Below are 25,925 nucleotides of genomic sequence, written 5' to 3' on the forward strand. Positions count from 1 at the left end.
CAGCGAGTAATGGAGAGCTTTTTTTTGCGCAGGACAGGGTTAGATGGATATTCAACCAACATTTAGTAAAAATACACCTACTTCGTTTAATAATACACATCGTTATGTAAGCGATTCCAACCTATGCTTATAGAGAGATTATTTCATATACAATAGGGAGGTTTTGCAATGAAACGAGCACGGTCATATCTCGCTTTGCTGCTATCGCTGCTGCTGGTATTAACGGCGATGCCGGTATACGCGGCTGACGAGCAGTTGGCAGGAGAAAGCGGGGATGCGGTTAGCGACTCCTATGTTAGGCTTAAGAACAAGTGGAAGAGCAACTACCTTTACGAGGATTCGTCAGGGATTGTTCGCTATGGTTTTCCAAGCTATGAAGACGAGTCCGCACAATGGAAGATGGAGGACTACAACGGCAACAAAAGAATTCGCAACCGCGCAACCGGCCATTACATAACGATCACGGACGTGACGCAGCGCCGAGATGCGCTAACCGCCCGTGAGATAACGACAAGCACGAATGCAGACCAATGGACGATTCATGAATCGAATCGCCCTGGGTTTGTCGTCATCAAGAGTGCAACCGTACCTTCGAGCGCCAACCTTGTCATTCACCAAGAGGATCAGCTTGGTTTTGCGGAAGCGAGCAATGACATTAACATCACTTTCGAGAGCCCGCAATGGGCGATTGAGCCGGTGGAAGAAGCCGTTCCGGTCAGGCTGGCGAATAAGTTCAGAGAAGGGCAATATTTGTACGAGGCTGCTGATGGGTTCGTTGATTTCGGCGATAAAAAAGCAAATGACGCCTCTTCGCATTGGATATTGGAAGAGGGAGATACGCCGAATACGAAACGCCTCAAAAACCGTGCAACCGGTCACTATATTACGCAAGGCGTATTTTGGGAGCCAATAAAGGCATTAGCAACAGGTATCGACACAAAGTCGGAGTGGCTGATGGAGGATGCATCTAACGCCGGTTTTATAACGTTCAAAAACATTGAAGCGCTAAACACGCCATCTGGGACGCTTACCTATGTGCTGAATACCCAATTTCCCGACGATACGCATGTGCGTTCCAACGATTGGTCGAATCCGGGACTGGATAACGCGCAATGGCGAATCGAGTTGGCGCCGGATGCGCTGCCATATCGCATTGCGGGCTTTACGATCGATCCCGTCAGTACGACTTATTTGTTCGATGACGAAGGCGTTGTGAGCTATGGAGCATTAACGACCGTAGTTGGCGATAAAACGTATTACCAATGGGTAACGGAAGACTATGACGGCAAGCAGCGGCTTCGCAATTTGGCAACAGGCCGGTATATATCAAGAGCAGGCAACGATAGTTCTGAAGATCCATTACAAGTACTGAGCTTATCCGAGAGTACTATTGATGATCAATGGACGCTTGCAAGATCTACCTTGTATGACGATTACAAAACAATCGAAAGCAAAGCTGCCGCAGGCGAATATTTGAATATAAAAGATGCAATCGGTGCGGCACAAGCAGGAGAAATCGATCCGAATGTAGACTCGGCGCAATGGTTGTTCGAGGATCCGGCATTTTCGGGGGACGGTACGCCGCAATACGTCCGGATCAGAAATGAATGGCAGCCTTTCTATTTCTACGAGGACGACAACGGTCAATTGAAATATGGCAACGTTGCCGAGGATGATGAAAAGGGGCAATGGCTTGTCGAGCGATTCCACGGACGCAAGCGAATCCAAAACAGAGCTACCGGCCACTATATCAATATTGAAAATATGGAAAATGGACGCATTTCCGTCTCCGACGTCGAGGACTCGTGGACGAGCGCCGTGTGGGTGATCGAGGATTTCGACGGGACGAAGCTGATTCACAGCGTTCAAGATGCCAATGATGTCGTTGGCCAGCAAAAGTATTTGAGCCTCCAAAACTTAACGAAATATGTGGAGTATGGCGTTATTAATCCGTCATGGGGCAGTCCGCGCTGGAAGTTTGAGCCTGTCGGTGAAGCGGGACCTACCAACGTCAGAATCAAAAATAAGCTGACGAATGAATATTTATATGAGGTAACCGAGGTTGGAGAAGATCTTGGCAAAGTGAAGTACGACGATCTCGCTGAAGAACAGTTGGCAGCGGTGTGGTATTTGGAGAAGACGGGCGACAGTCCGAACTCGGTCAGGCTGAAAAATGTATCCACAAATCATTATGTTTCGATGGAGCATGTAGGTGTAGATGTTGAGCTTGATGCGCCGCCGCAACAAATCGTTGCGCAAGACGGCATTTGTTTGTGCTGGGGCAGCGCAAAATGGATGATGGAGCCCGGCTCGTCTGACGATTATATCGTTCTGAAGAGCGGATGGGCCGGACATTATTTGTATGCCGATAGCGAGGGCTACACGAAGTTAAGCAAGCTGGTTGTCGCAGAGGACAGCGCGCAGTATGTGCTCGAACCGGTGGCTATGGAGCCCGAACCGCTCTATGACGGTCCGATTCGAATCGTAAGCATGGCGAACGGCAAATTTTTGTACGAAAATAGCGGAGGTATCGTGCTCTATGGCGATGTTGACGAGAGTAACGGGTACGGACACTGGTATATCGAGGATATTGATGGCGTACATCGTCTGCGCAATCGAGTAACCGGCCATTACATGTCTATGAAAAAGGACATGACATTCATTGAAAGTAAAGAAGCTGCGGAAGGGGACTTGGAATCGGAGTGGGCCATTGAGGCGGTTCCTGGTACGTTGGAATATGTGATCCGCAGCTTGAACGGCTATTACAATGACGAACTGATTAATGTCCAGAACAATGCAGGTTACGCGGAACGCGGCTTGTTCCCAATCGGCTACGGCTCGGTGAAGTGGGGCTTCGAATACGCTCCTGAATTGTTCGATACACCTGATATGAGCGAAGGGAAAGTCTTCGACACGGCAACGCCTATCTTCAACGACACGAATTACGTCACCATTCAGTCGAAGGCAACATCGCAGTATATGTATGTGGAAGATGGTGCGTTGTTAACGGGAACGTCGGTTGAGGGCGATGCTGGAGCACAGTGGCTGCAGCAGGGCTTCAACGGCCGGAAGCTGCTCCGCAACAAAGAGTCGGGGCAGTTGCTCGCGGTCGATGACGAAGGAAATGTCAGTCTCGATACGGATGCGAAGGGGAATGATGCGGTACAGTGGTACACCGAGGATCGGCTTGGCTACAAGCTAATCGGCAACGCATCTGACCGTGGCGGATTGTTGCAGCATACGGATAGTGGAGTGAAGCACGGCTCGCCATCCGATATCGACGACGCGATGTGGACGCTTGCGCCGGTACTCTCGGACGTTCGTTATGAAGCGGAGCAAGCGTTCATTGGCGGAGGAGCAGCTGTCTCCTATACGTCCAAAGGCTTCACTGGCGATGGGTATATGGACGGCTTTACGACGAATGGCGCTAAAATCAGCTTTACCGTAAACGCACCTGAAGCAGGCGGCTATGATATATCGCTCCGTTATTTGAGTACTTCGTCGGCTGAGCGGACGCTTAGCGTTTACGTCAACGGCTTGCCCGCGTCGCAAGCGGCATTCGGCAAGGCGGCAGAATGGTCAGAGCTAGTGCTTGAACTGGGGCTGCGTGCTGGCATTAACACGATCACGCTACAGAAGAATGCCGCCGACACCGGCCGCGTAAAGCTCGACAGCCTCACCGTACGCAATAGTATAGGCATTAACTATCGTGGTGCAACAGTACCTTATGTTTCTTATGAAGCGGAGCACGCGGTTACGAATGGAGAAGTGCTTGAGCCATCGCGTCTCTATAAGGAGATAGCCTCCGAGGCATCGGGAAGATCGGCTGTCAAGCTGGAGGCGGAGGGCGAGTATGTGGAATTCACGCTTGCGAAGGCTGCGAACTCAATCGTACTACGCTACGTCATTCCTGACAGCGAGGATGGAGCAGGGCTTAACGAGACGCTTGCGCTTTATGTGAACGGCGAGTTCAAGCAGCAGCTGTCGCTAAGCTCCAAGCATGGCTGGGAATACGGCAGCTACCCGTGGTCGAATGACCCAAGGCAAGGCAATGCGCACCGCTTCTTCGATGAGATCCATGCCCTGATCGGCGATGTGCCGGCTGGCGCAACGATCAAGCTCCGGAAGGATGCGGGCAATGCAGCAGACTACTATGTCATTGACCTGGCAGATATGGAGCAGGTTGAAGACGCGTTAACTATGCCGGAGGGCTTCTTGTCGGTGACGGATTACGGCGCAGTTGCAGGCGACGGCAATAGCGACATGGCTGCGTTCGAAGAAACGATGGCTGCCGCGAAGCAGCAGGGCAAGGGTGTATGGTTCCCGGCCGGCGTATTCAATCTTGATGAAGATAATATTGATCTGTCGCAAATTACGATTCGCGGTGCTGGCATGTGGTACACGACGCTGATCGGAGCGAAGTTTATCGGCAAGGGCAGTGACGTACAGGTGTACGATCTGTTGATTGACGGCGATCTTAATATTCGCGATGACGAAGCGCTTACGCATGCGTTCTATGGCGGTTATGGCACTGGCTCGGTCATCCAAAACGTGTGGGTAGAGCATTCCAAAACGGGTTTATGGTTGTCTAGAGTTAGGGGCGGTACGGAAATTACCGACGAGCTGCATATGGTTAACCTTCGCTTGCGCAATCTGATGGCGGATGGCATCAACTTCTCCGTCGGAACGAGCAACAGCTTGATGGAGCAATCGGATATTCGTTATCCAGGCGATGACGGCCTTGCGATGTGGTCGGCAGAAGGGCTCGCGAGCGTCAACAATACGGCGCGCTTCAATACGGTGGCGCTGCCATGGCTAGCGGACAACTTCGTTATTTTTGGAGGGCAAGACAATAAGCTTCAGGATAATATCGGTACGGATACGATCACGAACGGTGCGGGCATTGCCGTATCGACGCGTTTCAATCCGGTTCCGTTCACGGGAACGACTGTTGTTGAACGAAATACGCTCATCCGCACAGGCAGCGCCGATTCGGCTTATAACATCAATCTTGGCGCGATCTGGTTGTTCGCAGGCGAGAAAGACTTGAACGGTCATGTTATCGTTCGCGACAATGTCGCGCTGGACAGCACGTATGCAGGACTAATCGTCCATGGCGGAGGCTTTGGCGTCGATAATCTCACGCTGCAAAATATCGTCCTCGATGGCATGGGTACGAACGGCATTGACGTAACAGGCAATCTATCGGGCGCGATCGACGTTGATAACGTAATTGTTCGCGGCGAACGAATTCGAATGATTGCCGATGCCAATCCGAACTTTGCTTTTGAAGAGCTGAACGACGGTTTTGCCAATCTGCAGAAGCCATTCTCCATTAAGCTCGAGAATGGTGATGTAGGACCGCTACGCATGACAGCGGGAGAGAGGAAGGAACTGCAAGTGCTGGGTGCAGAGGGCGTTGACGTGACGGATGATGCGGCTTTCGCTATTGAGACTGCGAGCATTGCTTCGATTGGATCGGATCATGTGATACGCGCACGCTCTGAAGGGGTGACAAAGCTCAGTGTCTTGTTAGGCGATGATCTTCGCATCTATACGATCGAAGTTGAGGCAAGAGATGATGAAGGTCAAGGCGGTTCAGGGGGCGGCAGCATCATTACAGACCCTCCTGTGACAGAAACAGTCGATACGAAGCAGAATGATGCGAAGCTGACTGAAGCCGCTTCTGCGAATGAAGATCGCATCATATTTACAATTGACTCTGCCAAACCGAATAACGGCGTTTCGTTCTCTGGCGCTGCACTGCTTGAAGCTGGCAAAAAAAATGCTGATGCGGTCATCGTTATCGAACTTGACGGAGCGACATATGAATTGCCGTTGTCGTTCGTAATAAGTCAGCTTGGTACATTGACTCCGGAGGAACTTAGCAAAGTAGTCTGGACACTCAACATCAAGCCGGTGGAGCCAGCAATCAAGTCTGAGCTTGAGGAGAAAGCCGAAGAGCAAGGTCTCGAGCTTGTAGGCGAACCGATCGACTTCACGATTATCGTAACGAACGGCAGTACGAAGACAGAAATTCGCAGCTTCGGAGGTCGTTACGTGAAGCGTACGCTGACAGCGAAAGGCGACATTGATACGAAGGATGCGGTCGTGTTCGTCTATGATCCTGGCACAGGAAAATTCCATTACGTACCAGCTGTGATCGAATCGGCTGAAGGTAAGACGCATGCTGATATTAGGAGTATGAGCAACAGCATCTACGTGCTTGCGAGTAATGCGAAATCGTTCGACGATACGAAGGGACATTGGGCGCAGAGCGACATTGAACAGCTTGCCGCGCGGCAAATTTTAAGCGGAATTACGGCTTCGAGTTTTGCTCCGCAGCGCAGCGTGACGCGCGCAGAGTTCGCGACGATGCTCGTAAGAGCGTTAGGCTTGCATGGTACAAGGAATGGAGCGGGAATAACATTCTCCGACGTAGCGAAGGGAGCTTGGTACGAGGAAGCGGTTATAACGGCGGCAAGCTACGGTCTTGTAAAAGGAAATGCCGATGGCCGTTTCCGACCGCTCGCTACTATTACCCGCGAGCAAATGGCCGTAATGGCGGCCAATGCGCTGACTTTCGCAGCTAACGCTGGGCTTCAGGTGAAGCAAGGCGCTGATCCTTCGGACGCAGCAAGCTCAAGCTTCCGTGACGAAGCAACAATCCATGCCTGGGCGCTTGATAGCGTGAAGCGCGCAGCGGCAGTCGGTATTATAGTAGGCAAAGGAAAAGCGGATATATTCGCTCCGCTTGATTCGGCAACGCGCGCAGAAGCGGCTGTTATCATTAAGCGATTGCTGCAAGTCGTGCAATTGTTGAAGTAGTATCCAAACAAGAAGGGCTGCCTCCGAGGGCAGCCCTTCTTGCCTATACTTAACGTCTTCTGAGCTCAAAAAACTCGCAAGCGTTTCGTTTATGATACGTAATATCACTGACGCTCGATTGGGTAACGACGGTTGAATCGTCGAAGCGGACAACGACAGTGCTGCCTTCAATAATATGATTGTCTTGGAAAACACGGATTTTGAGCTGCTTCTGGATGACTTCCTCGAAGTCGCTATCGGTAAAGAGTCGTCGATTGACGGACATAAGTATGAACTCCTCCAGTAATAGATATCTAGCGTGCGTGTTTGTCTGCGATGTATGACTTGTCTAGTCTACAAGCGATAGCAACCACAGTCAAATAGGTGAGCCATAAAGGCAAAGCTAAGCGAAGAGAAGGGATGATCGTTATGATAAGATGGGGACAGCAATGATCGATTGATAGGAAATAGGGTTCGATAATGATGATATCGGGGTGACGTATGAAATTTTCAGTATTTACGGTAATGCTTCCAGATTGCTCGCAACAACGTACGCTTGAGCTGCTTCGCGCGAACGGATATGACGGCGTAGAATGGCGTTTCACGAAGACGGACCCGGCTAGACGCGAGGAAGCGCCTTCGTTCTGGGGCAACAACTTGTCCACAGTCGAAACGGATACGTCAGAAGCCGAGCTGTTAGAGCTTAAGCAATTGACTGAGGCGGCTGGCTTGGTCGTGCCGAATGTGGCAGCTTACATTGGCAGCGGCGACCTGGCGGCTACAGAAAACGCGATGCGCGCAGCGAAGTTGCTTGGCGCACCTTCCATCCGCATCGGCGTTCCGAATTATGACGGCAAACGCACTTACCAAGAGCTGTATGCCGAGGCTCGCACTTACTTGCAAGAAGCGGTATCTCTAAGCCGAACTTACGGCGTCAAAGGTCTTATTGAAGTTCATCATGGCAATATTGCACCTAGCGCATCGCTGGCCCGCCGGTTGGTTGACGGGTTCGACGCGAACCATATCGGAGTCATTTATGATCCGGGCAACATGGTGCATGAAGGCTTCGAGAACTACCAAATGGGACTCGAAGTGCTCGGCGAATATTTAGGTCACGTCCATGTCAAGAACGCGGTATGGCAACGCACAGATGCAGCGCTTCCGACAATCGGGAGCGGCGACCATGGCCGAATTTGGCAAGCATCGTGGTCGGCTGTTACGGCTGGCGCGGTACACTGGCCGCAAGTCATTGCCGCGCTGCGGGCAGTCGGTTACGACAGCTGGCTCAGCTTCGAGGACTTCAGTGGCTCTGCCGATTCCGAGACGCTGCTTCGTGACAACCTCGCTTATATCCGCTCATTGCTATAAGAGTTAATCAGAATGCAGACCGTGCAAGTGGGTCTGCTTTTTTTGTGATTAAGATAGGAGGGATTCTCCATATTTGAATCGAATGTTCATTGTGATACTTAATTAGATTAATATGGAGGCATGCAACAATGAAATTCGGAAAGAAGGCTTTATTGTTTATTATTACAATATGTTTATTGGCAATAACTTTTGCGATGCCAGTGGCGGCAGAAGAGGTACCAGAAGAGAATTACGAGGTTACGGCATCGGAACTTGTAGGTGATGGCGTGAGGACGATCACACGCGTATTAGAAGATACGCCAGTAACCGAAGAAGTTGTTATTAACTATGTAGGTAAAGGTGCTTTTGTCTTTTTCGCGGCAAAAATAGATACAAGCGCGATGCTTATCGGGTATCGTTCGGAAAAAGGGGTTCAGGTCTCAGAGGCTATTCCGTGGGAGAACGCTGGTATGGCAAAGTACGACTACATAGATAATTAAATTAATAGAGGTTAAGACGGGTCAAACGATCGACGAGATTTTGGGGGAGTACGGACATAATTTGAATGATAATCCGTTCACCGATACGAAAGCTAAGGAAGTCATTGCTGCCAACAAGCTGGGGATCCTGAACGGAAAAGGCAGCGGCAGGTTCGATCCTAATGGCAGCATTACGCGCCAAGAAGCGGCTAGTATGCTTACGAAAACGGCAATTAGTCTAGGATATGATGTGCGGGCCGATGCATCTGTATATGCCGACAATGATAGTATTGCGGAATGGGCGAGTTCGAGCGTAGACTTCGTATCCGAATTTGGAATCATGCAAGGGACGGGGAACAATAAGTTTTCACCGAAAGGTACGTATACACGCCAGCAAGCCTATATGACGATCTGGCGGTTGTATAATGCTCTAGAGTAGCACAACAGTATGGCAAACAGGATTTAGGCATGAGGCATTTGTATTCATGACTGAATTCTGTTTTTATTTTACAATTCTAAATAGTTACAGTATACTGTAACTAATACACTTTAGTGTAACAGAAGGAGAGAAGTATGGAGCAATATACAGCGAAGCAACTAACGGAAGTTTTGCAGAATGAGGATGCTGGGATGAATTTGCGAACGGTTCGGTATTATACGCAGATTGGCGTTATTCCGCCTTTGGAGACAGTCGGAAATAAGCGTGTATACACCGACAATCATCTGCATTATTTTCGTGCGTTATTGACGCTCGCGAAGAGCGGGGAGACGCTAGCCAGTATTCAGGAGCAGTTGAAGCAGCTGTCGATTGAGGAAGTCATTCGCATCGGAGAGAAGCTGCCGCTCTATCAGGCTGACCAGATGATGAGGCATGAGACTTATGTCATCAGCGAGGATGTAATTTTGTCGATCAGCTCTCGCACGTCGCCCGAGCTCAGGGGCAAAATCATTGAAGCTGTAGCAGGATTGGTCGAAAGGGGAGAACAGGGATGATCACGATACGTTCGGCGAAGTCCAAGATTGAGCATGCGGATGGGATGAACCATCTGCTCGTGCGGTTCGGCCCGATTCCTGATGCTGCTACTGCTCGTATTGTGATTGAACTGCCGCAAGGGATAAGCCGTAAAAGCAACTTATCTCGCTTCTATGAGAATGAAAACGGTGAAATTGTCATTTACCGTCCCGATCGGGCAGATGAATTCATTATAGCCATCTTTACGGATGAACCGATAAACTGCGGAAGCACACCTATTTTAGTTGCATTAATATACACGGATAAGCAAGGGTTGGAGCAGCGCTTCGAGTACGAGTATACAATGGAGGTCGTCCTTGAGGAACAAATGGATGATGTGCACATCGATGAAGAGATAGTTGCCAAAGTGCTTAAATTGGGGATTTCTGTGTATGATGACACAGAAAGTGATGGTCTAACGGACGAGTCAGCGATTACGAAGCCGATTCCAATTGCGCCAGGGCCTTATTCTGATCTGGAGAAAAAGTATCGAATCGAGGGCCGATAAGGAGGAGATTGCTGTAATGGAGCATACGTACCCATCTTTTTTTGCCAATAACCAAGGTGTTAGCCTTCATTATTATGATATTAGACCTGCCGCCCATGATGTGCGCCTGCCGCTGGTCGTTTGTCCAGGGCTGTCGGAAACAGCGGAAGAGTATTTGGAATTGTTGGAGACGGTTATATCGGTTTCCCCGAGAAGGTGCATCGCGTTATCCTTCCGAGGGAGAGGGCAAAGCGATACGCCAGACGCTGGCTATGACTTGGATGAGCATATAAGCGACATAGAGGCTGTTGTAAAGCAGGCGCAGTTGGAAAGCTTTCATTTGCTAGGTTACTCCCGCGGGGTGTCGTACGCTCTTGGTTATGCTCTCAAGCATCAGGCACAAGTGAATTCTCTGCTTATTGGAGATTATCCGCCAGAGCATCGGATGATGCCGCCTGAGTGGCCTAGCGCCTATATTAATGAGTATTTAATTCCTTTCGGCCGTACCGAGCATATTCGGGTCAAGGCCGTACAACGAATTCAGATAGAATCGACGTACCGCAATCTCGATGAGCGGATGAATATTCCCGTTTTAGTAGCGAGGGGATTAAAGGAGGACTCCATGATCCCTGACGGCGAGTTGGACCGTTACCTCAGAATGGCTGAGAATTTAACGGTTAGGGAGTATCCGGATTCGGGACATGATTTGAAAGAAACGAATGGCGGCCAGTATTATGGCGATATCGCTTTATTTTTGAATAATCTCGCATGACGCCCTTAGAAGAACGGCAATCTTATTGAATAAATTTCTAAATGGTATACAGCATGAGCCAAAATTCCGTTCCGTAGCTATCAAACGCAGCTAGCCTCCGGTATCCAGCCTTCGTATACAACGCGATTGCTCTGCGATTGAATGTCGCGACGCTGAGGCGCAGCCTCCGAGGCCGAAACGTCCCCACCGTATAATCGGTGACAGCTGCCAGGAAAGCTGAGCCTCGGCCTTGACCGACGAGATCGGGCCGCAGCCCAATTCCAATATCGATGATGCCGTCCCCGCCATACAGGCCGGCTATTTGTCCGCCGGGTACCTGCGCATGCGGTCCGAGGCAGAAGAAGCCGATCAGCTCGCCTTCGTCAGCCGTCTTTACCGAATAATAGCTGCCGTCCGTCAACTCCGAAATGACGCCCGGGCTATCGGCTATATCATAGAACGAGTATTCGCCATCGTATCTCCAATTACATATTTGTTCAGCTTCGGCATGCGCCAGCGGTTGTATGAGCATGACGCACACCCTCCTCGCTTCACTTTGGTTGGAACGTTATTATAAATCGTATGCTTCCATCCATAGTTTCAGAAACTTGAGCTTCCCGTCAAAATAACCGTCATCCTGCCACGCGCCCCACACCGCGCTATTGCCTGTATGCAGCCCAAGCAGCCATAGCTGCCTAACAGCCACGAATAACGGAATAGCGTCAAGATCGGCCTGACTCAACGGACGTTCCGCGACATAAGCGCTTAGAAATGCATCCCAGCATTCGTCTCCGAATTTCTCGGGATCATGTCTGACGTGCACGAGATTCCATAGGTACACAGACAGGTCGTAAGCGCGCCAGCCTGCTCCGCAGCAATCGAAGTCGAAGTGCGTCAGGCTGCCGTCGACTTTCTCGTCATGGAACACATTCCAACCATGCAGGTCGCCATGGCATGCCCCCCAGTCGTTGTCGCTTAACGTCAGCCGGTTCATCCTATCCTTCAACCGGACTGCCGCTTCTTGGACGAATCGGATATCGTCAGGGCGGTGTTGAAGCTTGGGCAACAGATGTTTCAGCGGTTCATTGAGCAGATGAACGCTGTCTAGCTGAAAGCGTTCATGGGACGAAACGAAGCCGTCCGCTGCAAGATGAAGCTGAGCTGCCGCCCGGCCGTAGTGTACGCTCGTCTTGGCATTCGCTATCGCGATGCCTTCGGCATAAGTGAACAGAACCGCGTAGCGCGTACCCTCTGAAGAGGCAATATAGGTAATGAGCTCGCCATCTTTCCGAGCAAGGGGGCTAGATAAAGGGATGCCTCCACTTTGCAAATAAAGCAGCAGATCGAGCTCATAACGAATCTCGGCTTCGCTCCGCCAATGTTTCTTATAGATGCGAAGCACGTAACGGCCTTGGTCCGTAACGACGTCGTAGGTATCGTTCAAGCCGTTCGAGACAAATCGGCTCGTGAGCGGTAGGCCGATATCGTACTGCTCGGCAATGGCAGTGAACAAGGCTTCTTTTTGAAAAACGGTATGAATGGCTGCAACGGTAATCATACTCTTTGTCTTCCTCCTATTACGTTTCTTTCGGTATGTTCTTATTCTAGCCGGGTCGGAAAACAAACGGGATATAAAAGATGATTATAGTCATCTTTTAATACAGATACAGCTTTATAGGAGCAGCTTACGCAATTCGCTGAGCGTTGTAATGGATTGGTAGGGAGCTATATCTGGATTAGAATCGAGCAACGGACGGTTATGGTTAATCCAAACGCCGCGAATGCCTATTTTCTGAGGAGCGGTAATCTCCCATTCGTAGTTGTCGCCTACCATCCAAGCCGCGTGCGGCTCTTCTACGCCTAGCCGCTTCAAGACATTTTCGTAAGCGCGCGGATCAGGCTTGCCAATACCCACTTCCTGCTCAATAAAAATATGATCGAACAGCGGTTCAAGGTTGAAGCGCTCGATCTTGTGCCGTTGCTCCGACGAGGTACCGTTCGTTAACAGCGCCAGCTTAATTCCTATTGTTCTGATATGCTGAATCGTTTCAATGGCATCCTCGTACAAGTAGATCGCTTCGTTTCGAACTAGTCCGTAATCTTGAGCGATTGCCCGTGAGACCGATGAACTGTAGCTGTTGAGGAAGGACAACTTTTGCAGAGCCGCATCGATAATACGCGTTCTCGCAGCGGTGAGATCCATTCTGCCTTCTCGGTGCCTCTGCGAGTCGCTCCAATACCATTTGGCCTGCGTTTTAATGGCACTTACTAATGCCGGTATATTACCCCTGTCATCGCTCTTCAAATGGATGCCGCAAGCTTGGAACCAGCAGGCGTCAACGTCTACTCCATGCTCGAAGGCTATAATCGTATCATCCATATCCATCAAAATCGCTTCAGGCCGCATAATCATCTATAACACTCCTATCATTAGTCCGCGAGTCTGTCTGATTCCATTATAAGGTAGAATAGCCCAGCCGCAACGGGCAAGCTGCCTTCTTTTTTGGCCGAGCCACGCATATGAATGGATATAGAAGGCGGACAGGGTGAAGCGGGAGGGGGCCTTGCACTTGGCAAAATGGGGAAGGAGAGGCTGGCGGTTTCGTTCATTCGGCGGGGGCATGTGGACGGGGAGGCCAATTAGACGAGTGAAAACGGTAAGCTGGGGCAGCAGCAGGCCCAGTACGCCGCAGACGAGCTCTTCAGGCGCGAAGTGGGGGTCGAGAACGGGGGCAAGCCGGGGAAAATGGGGCAAACGCACATCTTCTATTTCACTCGGTATCGGTGCGCGGAGCAGGAATAGCGGCGGCGCACCGCCAAGCGCATGGGGAGGCCGTCCGGCTAGGCCGCGTATGCGCCGGCGCAATTTTTGGCTCATTGCCCTTATTGTGATGACGTTGTTATCGATTCAATCGTTTGTATATATCGAACGGAACTTAAGGCCGCCGCTCATGAATATCGCTAAGATTCGGGTTAAGCAGGTTGCGACACAGGCAATCAACAAGGCAATTACCGATCAGGTGGCGAACCAGTCGGAATCAGAGAAGCTGATCGACTGGAAGATGAACAGCAACGGCAAAATATCCGGCTTCATTCTCAATTATGCCGAGCATATGAAGATCACGTCGCAGACGGTGTCTACCGTGGAGAACACGCTTAAGGATATGAAGGATATTCTAGAGCATATCCCAATCGGACATGCGCTGAACAGCGCAATTATATCGTCGTTCGGGCCGCGAGTACCGGTCAAGTTCGAGCCGGTTGGGGCGGCGAAGGTGGAGCTGAGCACGCGCGAGAAGGATGTCGCGATCAACATGGTATTGGTCGAGGTGTACATTCGCATTACAGCGGAGGTTACGATTATCATTCCATTCGATACGGAGCCTGAACTGGTAGAGACGGAGATCCCGATATCGTACCTGCTCGTCGTTGGAGATGTGCCGATGTACTACTACGACAATACAGGCAAGCCTGTTGGCGAATCTGCGGGGCAGGCGCCGAATATATCTGTTCCGTTATCTCCGGGATCCGGCGTTACGACACAAGGCGAGAACGGCGAGAATAAGGGTAGCAGCGGCAATAATGCGAGCGGGAGCGGGGCGGAGGGCAACGAAGGCTCGTCAGGCAATGCTTCGGGCGAGCATAGCAATAACGCCGGCAATACCGGCGCGGAGTGATGCCGTTAATAATGAGGTCGCCCCGGAGGGTTACTGATATTACGTTTGCCTGTATTACATACAGTCAAATCGTCGCCAATCGCTTGTTAAGTGACTTTTGAGTGGAAAATATACAGGTAAAACGCACATTGTAGCCCTCAGCAGTCTTTTTCCGTCCATTTGACTGCATAAAATCCAATCAAACTCTGATATTTTATCGTTCCTAGCCTTTTGATTGTATGAAATCCATTCAAAAACCTCGTGCACGACACGAAGGACCTCTAGACTGTCACTGCAAAGTGAAAGCCGAGGTCCTCTTTCTTTCGAGTAGTATTCGGTTCTAAGCAAAGGTCTCATAAGGTTTTGCTCTCTGTTTAAGATTCCGGATTACTGCCTGGATCTTAAGCGCTGCCTCTCGGAAGCTTCCCAGCGGCGGAGCATCGGATACGGGTCGAAAGACCATTCGATAAGCCCTCGATCGCTGTATACGCCGTAATGCAGATGCGGCGGGAACTTGCCTTGCGTACCGGGCTTGCCATAGCCGGAGCTGCCGACCCAGCCGATCACTTGACCCGGCTGAACGATCGTGCCGGCCTCCACTGTCTTGTCATAGCCAGACAGATGGGCGTAGTAGTGATAGAAATTGCTTAAGTCCCGAATGCCGATTCGCCAACCGCCATACGGATTCCAGCCTTTAATCTCGACTACGCCGTAGCAGGTGCTTCTAACGGGGACCCCGTGATTAGCGAAAATATCCGTCCCTTCATGGGTTCGCCTGCCGCCCCAGCTGCGTCCCGTTCCCCAGGTGTCCTTATAACTGTAATTGGTGCCTATCGGCAGCGGGAAGGCATGCTCGAACAGATCGAGCTTGCCGAAATGCTCGTAAATGCGGGCAAACTGTTGAATACGCTTGACCGCTCGGCCGTTCTGGTAATATTCCCATAACCCGATAGAGAAGTCCTCCTCCGTTGTGCCGAAGGCCGCAACCTTGCTGACAAGCGAGTAGAGAAGGTCAATATCGCTATTCCGCTCGACGATACCATTGCCGTCTCCGTCGCGGCCGATGCCGTTGAACCATTGGATCGATACGGGAGAGCTGTCGTCCATATCGGGATTTAGCGGTCCGGCCCATTGCTCCTGATCGATAAATATCCCTACCGTGCTGCCGAGCATTGGCCGTGCTTTTGGCTTCACCTTCGACATGGAGCGTTCATATTGGTCAATGGCTGCGAGCCAAAACCATGGAATTTGCGTAACGGTGCTCAGTTGATGATATAAGCTCTTTCTTGCTGCGATCAAATCCGCTTCCGTTGCAGAAGATGTCGGCTTGGCGGATTGCTCGGTTCGCTGCTGCTTGCTAAGCGAAGCCTGAGCGGATACACCGGGAACGGCAAGGAGCAGCGATGCGGCCGATAATGCTGCTTTCAGCAGAAAAGTCCTTTTCAAACGTTTCACCCTTTCCAAAAGCATGACGGAATAACGATATGTTTTGCAAATCATTGGTTTTTATCCGAAACGTGATATAATAAGCGAAGTGATTGTGGCCTTATACAACGAAAGTGAAAGCAGGTAATGCCGTATGAAACAACGTGAGAAATTGCAAAAGCCTGATTGGCTTCGTATAAAGTTGGCGACAGACGGCAACTTTGCCGAGATTAAAGAAATGATGCGCGGCAAGACGCTTCATAGCGTATGCGAAGAAGCGCGTTGTCCGAATATTTATGAATGCTGGGCGAATCGAACGGCTACGTTCATGATTCTTGGCGATATTTGTACGCGTGCTTGCCGCTTCTGTGCGGTTAAGACCGGACTGCCGACAGAGCTTGATCTGCAAGAGCCGGACCGCGTAGCGGAAGCTGCCGAGCAGATGGGACTTCAGCATTGCGTCGTGACCTCGGTTGCCCGCGATGATCTTGCCGATGGCGGGGCTTCGATATTCGCGGCAACGATTCGCGCAATTCGCAAGCGGATGCCATTCTGCCGCGTTGAAGTGCTTATTCCCGATTTTATGGGCAACTGGGATGCTCTGCAGACCGTAATGGATGCGAATCCGGATATCCTGAACCATAACATCGAGACGGTGGAGAGATTATCTAACCGTGTCCGTGCGAAAGCGAAGTATAGACGCTCGCTCGAGTTGCTTAAGAGAGCGAAGGAAATGAAGCCGAAGATACCGACGAAGTCGAGCATTATGCTTGGAGTAGGCGAGGAATACGAAGAGATTTTGCAGGCAATGGATGATTTGCGCGCAGTCGATGTCAATATTTTGACGTTGGGTCAATATTTGCAGCCGACGCCGAATCACTTGCAAATCGTTCGTTACGTTCATCCGGACGAGTTCGCGAAGTTGAAGGAAGAAGGGCAAAAACGCGGTTTCCGACACGTAGAATCCGGACCGCTCGTAAGAAGCTCTTATCATGCGCATGAACAGACGGACTCAGCTATTGCTGCGGATAAGATGGCAGTAGCAGGCTCTGCGAAGGAATAGTGTGAGGAAGTGTCTCTTGCTCCGGCGGAATGTAAGGGATGCGCAGAAGAGGTGGAGAAGATGGCTTTGATTCATATCGGCGGCAAATCATATGAGCTTGTTCATGAGAATAGAAACGGATGGAATCCAGAAGCCTTTCGTGATCGATACAGCGAGGTGTTGGAGCGGTATGACTTTATCGTGGGCGACTGGGGCTATAGTCAGCTAAGGCTGAAAGGCTTCTTCCGCGATTCCCACTCTAAGGCTACGAAGGACAGCCTCTACTCCGGTATGCCGGATTATATTAACGAATATTGCAACTTCGGCTGCGCTTACTTCATTCTGGAGAAGAAGGAATCGAGCAAGAAGGAGCCGGGAGATTACGACTTCGATGCGGAGGAACTGAAGCCAAGGGTCGATGCCAGAACGTACCGGATGCCGGAGAGCGCGGGCCGCTCGGAAACGGGAACATTGGATGAAACGGCAGCAGGCAAGGAAGCGGGAGCACCGGCACAAGAACGTCATGAACGACAAGAGCGTCCTAACCGGGGAGCTCATCGCCACGACAATAGCCCCCGTGAGCATAATCAACGCGAGAATGGCCAACGCGACAATGGTCATCGCAGCGGTGGCGGAAGCGGACATCCGCGCGGGGAGAAGGGCGAGCAGCAACCTCGCAAGCCTTACCGCGGCGGCAACGATCGGAACAAGAAGCATTCGCGTTCCGGTACAGCCGCTGGCGAAGCGGCGGCATCCGCAGAATCGCCTGCGAACCAACGGCCAAACAAAGACGCCGGACGCTCCTAAGGGAGTGTCTCGGCGTCTTTGTTTGTGTGATCAGTTCAATGTCTGTTAACGCTCGCCGGAGTCTAAGAATGCTTCTCGTACCCGATTCCAGAACGTGAATGGACGATAACGGGCGAAGCTGACTTTGCGGCTCGCAACGGAACAACGAATCGAGATAATATCGCTGCGCGTGATGCTTACATGGTCGATCGTCAGTTGGAGCTTCTGCTCCTTCTTCGATATGATATCGCAGTGATGATGCTGCGGGAGCATGACCGATGAGCCAAGCGTTCGATACACACGATTGTTAATGGATGCAATCTCTGCGATTTGCAGCGATTCGATTGAAGGGTGGACGATAGCGCCGCCGACGCTCTTATTGTAAGCGGTACTGCCTGAAGGTGTAGAGATAACGATACCGTCGCCGCGGAACATCTCGAACATCTCGTCGTTAATATTAATTTGCGCGACGAGTGTTCCATCGACTCCTTTGAGCGTGAACTCGTTTAAGGATAAATGATAACTCGTTTCGGTCGGCGTTTCGAGTTGAATCTCCGCAAGCGGATAGCGCACGATTCGCGGTTGTTCCGATGCCATCATGGCGACAAGCTCTTCAATCTCGTCTGCTTGCCAATCTGCATAGAAGCCCAAATGTCCGGTATGAACGCCTATAAAAGCGACATCAGCGATACGATCGACATATTTGTGGAAGGCATGCAGAAGCGTGCCGTCGCCTCCGATCGAAATGACGATCTCGGGCCTGTCGTCGCTGCGAACAAAATGTTTCTCCGCTGCAAGCTGATGAAATTTCTGAGCCAATGATTGCGATAAAGAATCGCCTCGATCAATAACCGCGTATTTCAAAGGTAAATCTCCTTCCGATCTGTTGCATACTTAAGATGATAAAGGAAATGTCGATTGAATTCAATGCGTGAGTGGGCTGGAAAATGGTCACTTTTTTATGCAGGTCCAAGCACATTCCATAGCAAGTAGACAAGTGCCATGGCTAGGAAGCTGTGCAGAAGCCTGGCCAGCAGGAACGGTCGGTAACGCAGATCGGTTTTGCTAAGCAGGCTGGCAACCTGTGCATGAACAGATAAGCCGCCCCATGACAGCACCCATGCAGCTATTGCAGCTTGATGAAGGAGCAGCGTATTCGCTGTCCCGGCTGCGCGCGATCCTAGCGTCACCTCGAATATGCCGAATACGCCCGCATCCGCTAGCGGTGCCGGCAGGCCTGCTGCCGCTAATAGAAATCGGAAGGCCTCAGCCAGTGCTCCGACGAGTCCTGCCCGTGTCAGCATCTCCATGACGACGGAGAAGAAGACGACGAGACCGCCTACGACAATCATAAGCCGTAAAGCAGAGCCTACTGCATCCTGCAACAATTGGCCGAAACCCCGTCCGTCGAGCAGTCTAGCCTCATGCATAGCTTTCAGGGCGGTATAAATCCGCGATGGGCGCCGGTTGCTGCCATCTGCTCTGACGGTCGGCCGCCTATATGCTGTCATTGGGGCATGACGGTCATGGAAACGCATCGTAAGTCCGATAAGCAGCCCACTGCCGTAATGTGCTGCTGCTAGCAGCGGCGCCAAAGCGACATTGTGGAAGAAGCCGATGGCTACCGCGCCAATCAGGAAGACGGGATCGGACGTTGTCGTGAAGGCAACGAGCCGTTCGCCTTCGGAGCGATTAATAAGGCGCTGTTCCCATAACTGCGCGGTTAATCTCGCTCCTACAGGATAACCCGATATATAACCCATTGCGACGACGAATGCGCCGTTGCCAGGCAGTCTGAACAGCGGGCGCATAAGCGGATCAAGCAGCTTGCCGAAGAAGTGGACAATGCCGAAGCCGAGCAGCAGTTCTGATATGACGAAGAAAGGGAAAAGCGCCGGGAACAGCACCTCCCACCAAATCGACAGTCCGCGCAGCGACGATGTCAGTGTCTCAGCAGGAAACAGAGTCATTAGCAGGGCGACACTTAATGCAGCGAACGCCGTTAACGATAAAGGATGAATGAAAGTGCGCAGCACGCTAGCCGCCTCCTTAGTATACGGTGAGAACAAGCATAGGAAAGGACGTTATGGACGAGTCGATTGATCCTCCTACACGTATATGCCGAAGGGTGGACATCCATCACTTGCAGGGAGGGAAAATAATTTTTCAAACACAAAGAAAACGTTTACATTTTGACGCTGAAATATGCTACAATAGAGCTACCTTTAAAAGCTTGGAGTGATGAGCATGAGTTATATCGCTGGCATCTTAGTCTGCGCGTTCGTCTATGTCATCCGAGAGTCGCTATCCTCACCTGGTGAAGAAGACTATTAAGGTATGTTTCGTTCTTATAATCATGAGTCCGCATATTTCAATGCGGGCTTTTTTTTCTATACTATTATCTATAAATGTTATACTAAGCATAAGGAAATGATTTTTTCTAAAATATAATTCAAAAGACCTACAATATGGAGCTGAAAATGACGATGAATAGGAATATAAGCCTTTATGAATTGATCGGCGGAGCAGGAAAGATTAGAGAGATGGTTGAGGCTTTCTACCCAAAGGTACAAGCCCACCCTTTGCTCGGACCGCTGTTTCCGGCTGATATACATCCGGTGATGGATAAGCAATATATGTTTTTGACGCAATTTTTTGGAGGCCCCTCGCTTTATTCCGACGAATATGGACATCCGATGATGCGAGCTAGGCATTTGCCTTTTCCGATTACGCCTGAACGCGCGGAAGCTTGGCTCGATTGCATGCGCAGAGCGCTAGCGGAGATTGGAGTAGAGGAGCAGTTGCAAGCGATCGTCATTGACAGGCTGTCCGGCCCGGCGCATCACTTTGTTAACACACTCGAAGAGGAGACGTGAGTTCAATGGAACCGCTCTATCAATCTAAGCTACAGTGTATTTGCTGTGAAACACCATTTGAGACATCAAGAGTGCGCCCGAGTTTCAAGAAAGCAATCGCTACAGATACTGATTTTTGCGGTTACTACAAAGCTGGCGTTAACCCTGATTTTTATGTTGTTCGCGTATGTCCTACCTGCGGCTTCGCTACGACTGAAAATGGTTTGGACAGGCTTAATGATGTTCAGAAGCGGAAGTATATGGAGGCGGCAGGAAGCCGGTGGGTACCCGTCAATTATGGCGGCGAGCGCACCGAGAAGGAAGCGATGGCTTCCTATAAGCTAGCGCTTATTAGCGCTCAGGCTGTCGGTGAGAAGGAACGTGTTATTGCCGGAATTTTGCATCATATCGCCTGGCTTTATCGATACGCGTCCAACAAAACGGAGGAACAGCGCTTTTTGCGTTTCGCGCTGCAATCCTATATCCGTGTCTATGAGGAAGAAGGCGCTTCGCTTAACAATGCGAGGTTGATGTACATAATCGGGGAGCTGCACCGTAGAATCGGAGAGCGGAATGATGCTGTACGATGGTTCTCCCGTGTAGTCAATGATAAGAAAATTGTAGATTCGGCAATGATTCGGGCAAGCCGCGAGCAATGGCAATTGATACGCGAGGAATCGATGCTGAATGGCGAAGGCGAGATTACCGATACCTCCGAGCAAGTGAACGGTGGCGGCATAGCTTCATTCGCATAAAAAATAATAAAGGCCGATCCCGGCGCAATCACTTTAGGTGATCTGTCGGAGTCGGCTTTTTTTGTCTTTATTTACGCCCGGGGAGAGCTCGATTAGCGAGCAAATAGTCACGATCAATGTCAACAACCGTTATTTGATTATGGCAGCATGGAAATACGAGCAGTCGTTTCTTGCCGTCTTGGATTAGCGTGATTTCTTCGGGACGAAGCGGAAGCAGCACATTTTCTCCATTGCAGAACGGGCAATTGGCGACATAGATATCGCCCATTATGATGTCATACGGCCATGTTCTCTCGAAAGGGACCATTAGCTGTTGCCGCTCTCGTCCGTTGCCGGACCTTCCTGCTTCGCAAGCTCGGCGAGCTTTTGGAGCAAAATATGTTTGGGCATATGCATGAGATGCTCGATCGGCACGCCAAGCTGTTTGGATAACTTAACAGCCGTTTCGGCTGATATTTGCAAAGGTTTAGACATGTATGATTCCTCCATTCAATATTCATTCAGCATTCCGCAGGGCCTTCACAGGACCACGATGCGGTTTCTTCTTATTAATAGGGATGTGGTAATATTAATATAAGTTATACACCGTCAGAGACATTTGCGCAAATAACAATGAGAGGATGATGGGCGTGGCAAAGCAATATCCGCTTACTTGGGAGCTTGATTCGATCTATAAGGGGGGCTCCGGTTCGGCAGCTTTTATGCAAGAGCTTAAAGGAATGGAAGAAGATATGGAGAGGCTGGATGCCGAACTAGCTGGCAATGCGTTATTGGATGCCGATAAGCTGGCACAGCTGACCGAGATTGTACAATCCGTGCTGCTGCGTCTGAGAGAGACGGATTCTTTTGTGGCATGCTTGATGGCTGCCGATGTCCGTGATACAGCGGCTAATTCGCTTAACGATAAGGTGAAGACGCTGTCTGCCAAGCTGATTGGCGTACTTACTCGATTTGACAATATGCTAAGAGCTTACGGGGACAGCGAGTGGGCAGCGTTGCTCGAACATGAGAAGCTGGCAGAGATCGCATTCAACCTGCATGAGCGCCGAGAGCTGGCAAAGCAGAAGATGGCGCCCGAATTGGAGGCGCTGGCAGGGGATCTGTCCGTGGATGGTTATCATGGCTGGGGCGATTATTACAACTTAATCGTATCGAGAGCCAAGTTTAATGATGTTGGAGCAGACGGGGAGAGCCGGACGCTTTCTGCAGGTCAAATGCATAATCGGCTGTCCGAAGGCGAACGGTCTGTTCGTCAGGCAGCTTTCACCGAATGGGAGCGCGTATGGTCGGAGCAAGCAGATTTAAGCGCCGAGGTGCTGAACCGCATCTCCGGTTTCCGCTTGAAGCTTTATGATAAGCGCGGTTGGGCGTCTGTGCTGCAAGAGCCGCTTCAGATGAATCGGATGAGCGAGGCAACGCTAAAGGCGATGTGGACGGCGATACAGGACGGAAAACAGTCGCTCGTTCGCTATTTGGAGCGGAAAGCGAAGCTGCTAGGCGTAGAGAAGCTTGACTGGCATGACGTGGAGGCACCGCTTGGCGCTTCAGCGCGAATTGTTCCCTATGCGGAAGCGGCGGAGTTCATCGTTGAGCAATTCCGCGGATTCAGCCCGGAGCTGGCCGATTTCTCGCAGGAGGCGTTCGCTAATGGCTGGATTGAAGCAGAGGATCGCCCAGGTAAGCGTCCAGGAGGCTTCTGCACCTCGTTTCCGAAGAGCGGACAGACGCGTATCTTCATGACGTATTCCGGCTCGGCGTCGAATATATCGACGTTAGCCCATGAGCTGGGGCATGCGTATCATCAGCATGTTATGAATGATTTGCCGCCTCTATCGCAAGAGTATGCAATGAATGTGGCGGAGACGGCATCGACATTCGCCGAGCTGATCGTGTCGGATAAAGCGCTTAAAACGGCAACGGACGCCGATGAGAAGCTTGGCTTGCTGGAGGATAAAATCCAGCGCTCGGTTGCCTTTTTTATGAATATACATGCACGCTTCTTGTTCGAGACCCGGTTCTATGAGCTGCGGAGAGAAGGACTTGTTTCATCTGAACAGCTCAGCAAGCTGATGGAAGATGCTCAGCGTGAGGCGTTCAGCGACATGCTGGGCGAGGCGCATCCTCATTTTTGGGCATCGAAGCTTCATTTTTACTTAACGGATGTGCCGTTCTACAACTTCCCTTACACCTTTGGCTATTTGTTCAGCGCAGGCATTTATGCAAGAGCGCAGCAAGAAGGGCCCTCGTTTGCGGACAAATATGTCGCACTGCTGCGGGATACGGGCCGAATGACCGTAGAGGAACTGGCCTCGGTTCATTTGGGCGTAAATCTTGAGGAGAGCAACTTCTGGAGCGAGGCGGTTGCCTTGACGGAGGAAGACGTACAATTATTCATAGATATGACCGAGAAATCGATAGAATCTAAATAGCTTATTACAAAAGAAAGCTGCCCTTATCGTAGTAGTTATGACGAGAAGGCAGCTTTTTGTACAATCAGAGATTAAATATTGTACATCATATATTAATGTGATATATTAATTGGCGTATAATAACGATATTAATAGTTAATATGAGTCATATAGTAGGGGGGAGTCCGATTCAGCTATCTTCGCGTCAATTGGAGTTAGTAGAGCTGGTAAAGAAGCATGCGCCGATAACCGGTGAACAATTAGCCGAATATCTCGGTGTAAGCAGGCCTACGCTCCGTTCGGATTTGTCGCTGCTCGTTATGTTGGGACATTTGGACGCCAAACCTAAGGTTGGGTATTTCTTAGGCAATGCGTACCGGTCGAGCAACGAAGCATTGCAGCAGTTAAGCGGCTTGAAGGTAAGAGAAATACAGGGCGTACCGGTTAACGTGCCGGATTCGCTATCCGTTCATGATGCAGTCATCACGTTATTTACTGAGAATGCTGACACGCTCCTAGTTGTTAATGAGAACAAAGGTTTTGCAGGTATAGTTACACCGAAGGATCTGCTCAAGATTACGCTTGGCAATGCGGGAGCAGCATCCATTCCCGTAAGTATGGTCATGACCCGTTACCCGAATATCGTAACGTTAATGCAAGATGATTCCGTGCTGGACGCGATACGCAAGATGTCGCTTCATCAGGTCGATTGCTTGCCAGTTATCATGCCTCGCGACGAGCAAGCGCCTCATCCGGAGATTGTAGGATGGGTATCGAAATCGAACATTATACGTCTGTTGGCCGACATTGCGGCGGCTCCGGATTTGGGGGAGCGGAATCTATGACACAATTGACTCAGCAAATCATATACGTATGCTCAGATGCGGTTGGGGAGACGGCTGAAGCGGTAGCGAAAGCAACCCTGCGACAGTTTTCGTCAGAGCATGTGAAGATTAAGCGCTATGGACATTTGAAGTCGGAGGATGAGATTGTTCGTATCGTAACGGAAGCGGCTGGGACTGGCGGATTCATCAGCTATACGCTCGTTCAGCCGGAGCTGCGGGAACTGATGAAGGAGGAATCGCTTAAGCAGGGCGTGCGCGCCGTCGATGTGATGGGGCCGATGATGCAAGCTTATGTCGATACCTTCGGAAGTTATCCGAAGCGTGAGCCAGGCTTGCTTCATTCGATAGATGATGCTTATCATCGCAGAATGGATGCGATCGAATTTGCAGTCAAATACGACGATGGCAAGGATGCGAGAGGCTTCGTGCTTGCGCAGGTCGTGCTGATCGGCGTATCAAGAACGTCCAAGACACCGCTTAGCGTCTTTTTGTCGCACAAAGGAATTAAGACAGCGAATCTTCCGCTCATGCCGGAGGTTAACTTGCCTGAGGAATTAAAGCCTGCGCCTGGACGCTTAATCGTTGGTCTGACCATGCAGCCTGAGCATTTGCTCGGGATTAGGACGGAGCGCCTTAAGACGCTGGGACTGCCATCTTCGGCGCAATATGCGTCACCGGATCGCATTATCGAGGAGCTGAAATACGCTGAGGATGTTATGAAATCGCTCAATTGTCCGATTATCGACGTCACAAACCGTGCAATTGAGGAAACGGCAGGCATCATTATTGAATGGCTTTACCGATAAATGGCTATACCGATAGAGATGGAGGGATCTGTATGGATAGAACGTTTGTAATGGTTAAGCCCGATGGGTTTGCGAGAGGCCTTGTCGGACGCATTGTTGCCAGATTCGAGGAAAAAGGTTTTAAGCTGGTTGACGCGAAAGTAATGCAAATAAGCAGGGAACTTGCCGAGCGGCATTATGAGCACCTGAAAGCGAAGCCTTTCTTCGACGAGCTAGTCGAATTCATCATCTCTGGACCTGTGTTCGCCATGATATGGGAAGGCAAGGATGCAATCAAAAACGCAAGATCGTTGATCGGAGTGACGAATCCGTCCGATGCCCTTTCAGGGACGATTCGCGGCGACTTTGCCATCGATGTGGCGAGCAACATTATTCATGGTTCGGATTCGGATGAGAACGCGGATCGGGAAATCAAGCTATTTTTCCAATAAGGATGAAGCAGTAGCAAGAGATATCCCGGAATA

At 50.6% G+C, this 25,925-nt stretch carries 25 protein-coding genes; 16 read left to right on the plus strand and 9 right to left on the minus strand.

What is annotated here, in order from left to right:
• Positions 1–168 precede the first annotated feature (168 nt).
• Positions 169–6,828 (plus strand): S-layer homology domain-containing protein, encoded by a 6,660-nt coding sequence (locus V8F51_RS22715; RefSeq protein WP_337102783.1) that lies wholly within the window; start codon positions 169–171, stop codon positions 6,826–6,828.
• 49 nt (positions 6,829–6,877) lie between these two features.
• Here the strand turns inward: V8F51_RS22715 and V8F51_RS22720 are convergent, their stop codons facing one another.
• A complete protein-coding gene (locus V8F51_RS22720) occupies positions 6,878–7,093 on the minus strand; it encodes a hypothetical protein (RefSeq protein WP_337102784.1) in 216 nt (71 codons plus the stop codon).
• 215 nt (positions 7,094–7,308) lie between these two features.
• Between V8F51_RS22720 and V8F51_RS22725 the strand changes: the two genes are divergently transcribed.
• The 6 genes from V8F51_RS22725 to V8F51_RS22750 all read left to right on the plus strand — a co-directional run bounded on the left by V8F51_RS22725 (position 7,309) and on the right by V8F51_RS22750 (position 10,904).
• Positions 7,309–8,175 (plus strand): sugar phosphate isomerase/epimerase family protein, encoded by an 867-nt coding sequence (locus V8F51_RS22725; protein ID WP_337102785.1) that lies wholly within the window; start codon positions 7,309–7,311, stop codon positions 8,173–8,175.
• 128 nt (positions 8,176–8,303) lie between these two features.
• A complete protein-coding gene (locus tag V8F51_RS22730; RefSeq protein ID WP_337102786.1) occupies positions 8,304–8,654 on the plus strand; it encodes a hypothetical protein in 351 nt (116 codons plus the stop codon).
• A 61-nt stretch (positions 8,655–8,715) separates the two neighbouring features.
• Positions 8,716–9,072, plus strand: coding sequence for an S-layer homology domain-containing protein (locus tag V8F51_RS22735; protein WP_337102787.1), 357 nt, complete (start codon positions 8,716–8,718; stop codon positions 9,070–9,072).
• Between the two features lie 134 nt (positions 9,073–9,206).
• Positions 9,207–9,626, plus strand: coding sequence for a MerR family transcriptional regulator (locus tag V8F51_RS22740; RefSeq protein WP_337102788.1), 420 nt, complete (start codon positions 9,207–9,209; stop codon positions 9,624–9,626).
• Complete coding sequence (locus V8F51_RS22745) at positions 9,623–10,153, plus strand: hypothetical protein (RefSeq protein ID WP_337102789.1); 531 nt, start codon at positions 9,623–9,625, stop codon at positions 10,151–10,153. The genes V8F51_RS22740 and V8F51_RS22745 overlap by 4 nt, the downstream gene beginning before the upstream one ends.
• Before the next feature lie 16 nt (positions 10,154–10,169).
• Positions 10,170–10,904, plus strand: coding sequence for an alpha/beta fold hydrolase (locus V8F51_RS22750; protein ID WP_337102790.1), 735 nt, complete (start codon positions 10,170–10,172; stop codon positions 10,902–10,904).
• A 37-nt stretch (positions 10,905–10,941) separates the two neighbouring features.
• Here V8F51_RS22750 and V8F51_RS22755 read toward each other — a convergent pair whose 3' ends face one another.
• The 3 genes from V8F51_RS22755 to V8F51_RS22765 form a co-directional block, all read right to left on the minus strand.
• Positions 10,942–11,415, minus strand: a complete 474-nt coding sequence (locus V8F51_RS22755; RefSeq protein WP_337102791.1) for a GNAT family N-acetyltransferase — start codon at positions 11,413–11,415, stop codon at positions 10,942–10,944.
• 39 nt (positions 11,416–11,454) lie between these two features.
• Entirely contained in the window at positions 11,455–12,441 is a 987-nt protein-coding gene (locus tag V8F51_RS22760; protein ID WP_337102792.1) for a phosphotransferase enzyme family protein, read from the minus strand.
• A 114-nt stretch (positions 12,442–12,555) separates the two neighbouring features.
• Positions 12,556–13,296 (minus strand): HAD family hydrolase, encoded by a 741-nt coding sequence (locus V8F51_RS22765; protein WP_337102793.1) that lies wholly within the window; start codon positions 13,294–13,296, stop codon positions 12,556–12,558.
• Between the two features lie 157 nt (positions 13,297–13,453).
• Here V8F51_RS22765 and yunB point away from each other — a divergent pair, with 157 nt between their 5' ends.
• Complete coding sequence (gene yunB / locus V8F51_RS22770) at positions 13,454–14,560, plus strand: sporulation protein YunB (RefSeq protein WP_337102794.1); 1,107 nt, start codon at positions 13,454–13,456, stop codon at positions 14,558–14,560.
• A 366-nt stretch (positions 14,561–14,926) separates the two neighbouring features.
• Here the strand turns inward: yunB and V8F51_RS22775 are convergent, their stop codons facing one another.
• The gene (locus tag V8F51_RS22775; RefSeq protein WP_337102795.1) at positions 14,927–16,009 is read right to left on the minus strand and encodes a M23 family metallopeptidase; all 1,083 of its coding nucleotides are present in this window, start codon (positions 16,007–16,009) and stop codon (positions 14,927–14,929) included.
• Positions 16,010–16,118: 109 nt separating this feature from the next.
• Here V8F51_RS22775 and lipA point away from each other — a divergent pair, with 109 nt between their 5' ends.
• On the plus strand, positions 16,119–17,027 hold the full coding sequence (gene lipA, locus V8F51_RS22780; RefSeq protein ID WP_337102796.1) for a lipoyl synthase: 909 nt from the start codon (positions 16,119–16,121) through the stop codon (positions 17,025–17,027).
• Positions 17,028–17,087: 60 nt separating this feature from the next.
• The gene (locus tag V8F51_RS22785) at positions 17,088–17,813 is read left to right on the plus strand and encodes a YutD-like domain-containing protein (RefSeq protein ID WP_337102797.1); all 726 of its coding nucleotides are present in this window, start codon (positions 17,088–17,090) and stop codon (positions 17,811–17,813) included.
• 45 nt (positions 17,814–17,858) lie between these two features.
• Here the strand turns inward: V8F51_RS22785 and V8F51_RS22790 are convergent, their stop codons facing one another.
• Entirely contained in the window at positions 17,859–18,656 is a 798-nt protein-coding gene (locus V8F51_RS22790; RefSeq protein WP_337102798.1) for an NAD kinase, read from the minus strand.
• Between the two features lie 95 nt (positions 18,657–18,751).
• Entirely contained in the window at positions 18,752–19,828 is a 1,077-nt protein-coding gene (ylbJ, locus tag V8F51_RS22795; RefSeq protein WP_337102799.1) for a sporulation integral membrane protein YlbJ, read from the minus strand.
• A gap of 450 nt (positions 19,829–20,278) precedes the next feature.
• Here ylbJ and V8F51_RS22800 point away from each other — a divergent pair, with 450 nt between their 5' ends.
• Positions 20,279–20,668, plus strand: coding sequence for a globin domain-containing protein (locus V8F51_RS22800; RefSeq protein ID WP_337102840.1), 390 nt, complete (start codon positions 20,279–20,281; stop codon positions 20,666–20,668).
• A 5-nt stretch (positions 20,669–20,673) separates the two neighbouring features.
• Positions 20,674–21,402, plus strand: a complete 729-nt coding sequence (locus V8F51_RS22805; protein ID WP_337102800.1) for a DUF2225 domain-containing protein — start codon at positions 20,674–20,676, stop codon at positions 21,400–21,402.
• 67 nt (positions 21,403–21,469) lie between these two features.
• Here the strand turns inward: V8F51_RS22805 and V8F51_RS22810 are convergent, their stop codons facing one another.
• Both V8F51_RS22810 and V8F51_RS22815 read right to left on the minus strand, forming a co-directional pair.
• Positions 21,470–21,709, minus strand: a complete 240-nt coding sequence (locus V8F51_RS22810) for a hypothetical protein (protein WP_337102801.1) — start codon at positions 21,707–21,709, stop codon at positions 21,470–21,472.
• Positions 21,709–21,876, minus strand: coding sequence for a YycC family protein (locus V8F51_RS22815; RefSeq protein ID WP_337102802.1), 168 nt, complete (start codon positions 21,874–21,876; stop codon positions 21,709–21,711). The genes V8F51_RS22810 and V8F51_RS22815 overlap by 1 nt, the downstream gene beginning before the upstream one ends.
• Positions 21,877–22,031: 155 nt before the next feature.
• On the opposite strand from V8F51_RS22815, the gene V8F51_RS22820 reads away from it, so the two are divergent.
• From V8F51_RS22820 to ndk, 4 genes are all read left to right on the plus strand, one after another.
• Positions 22,032–23,831 (plus strand): M3 family oligoendopeptidase, encoded by a 1,800-nt coding sequence (locus V8F51_RS22820; RefSeq protein WP_337102803.1) that lies wholly within the window; start codon positions 22,032–22,034, stop codon positions 23,829–23,831.
• Positions 23,832–23,971: 140 nt separating this feature from the next.
• Positions 23,972–24,655 (plus strand): helix-turn-helix transcriptional regulator, encoded by a 684-nt coding sequence (locus V8F51_RS22825; protein WP_337102804.1) that lies wholly within the window; start codon positions 23,972–23,974, stop codon positions 24,653–24,655.
• Positions 24,652–25,461, plus strand: a complete 810-nt coding sequence (locus V8F51_RS22830; RefSeq protein WP_337102805.1) for a pyruvate, water dikinase regulatory protein — start codon at positions 24,652–24,654, stop codon at positions 25,459–25,461. Before V8F51_RS22825 ends, V8F51_RS22830 begins: the two co-directional genes overlap by 4 nt.
• 32 nt (positions 25,462–25,493) lie before the next feature.
• Entirely contained in the window at positions 25,494–25,892 is a 399-nt protein-coding gene (ndk, locus tag V8F51_RS22835; RefSeq protein ID WP_337102806.1) for a nucleoside-diphosphate kinase, read from the plus strand.
• Positions 25,893–25,925 lie beyond the last annotated feature (33 nt).

It is taken from the genome of Paenibacillus sp. YIM B09110, from assembly GCF_037167145.1.
Taxonomy (GTDB): Bacteria; Bacillota; Bacilli; order Paenibacillales; family Paenibacillaceae; genus Pristimantibacillus.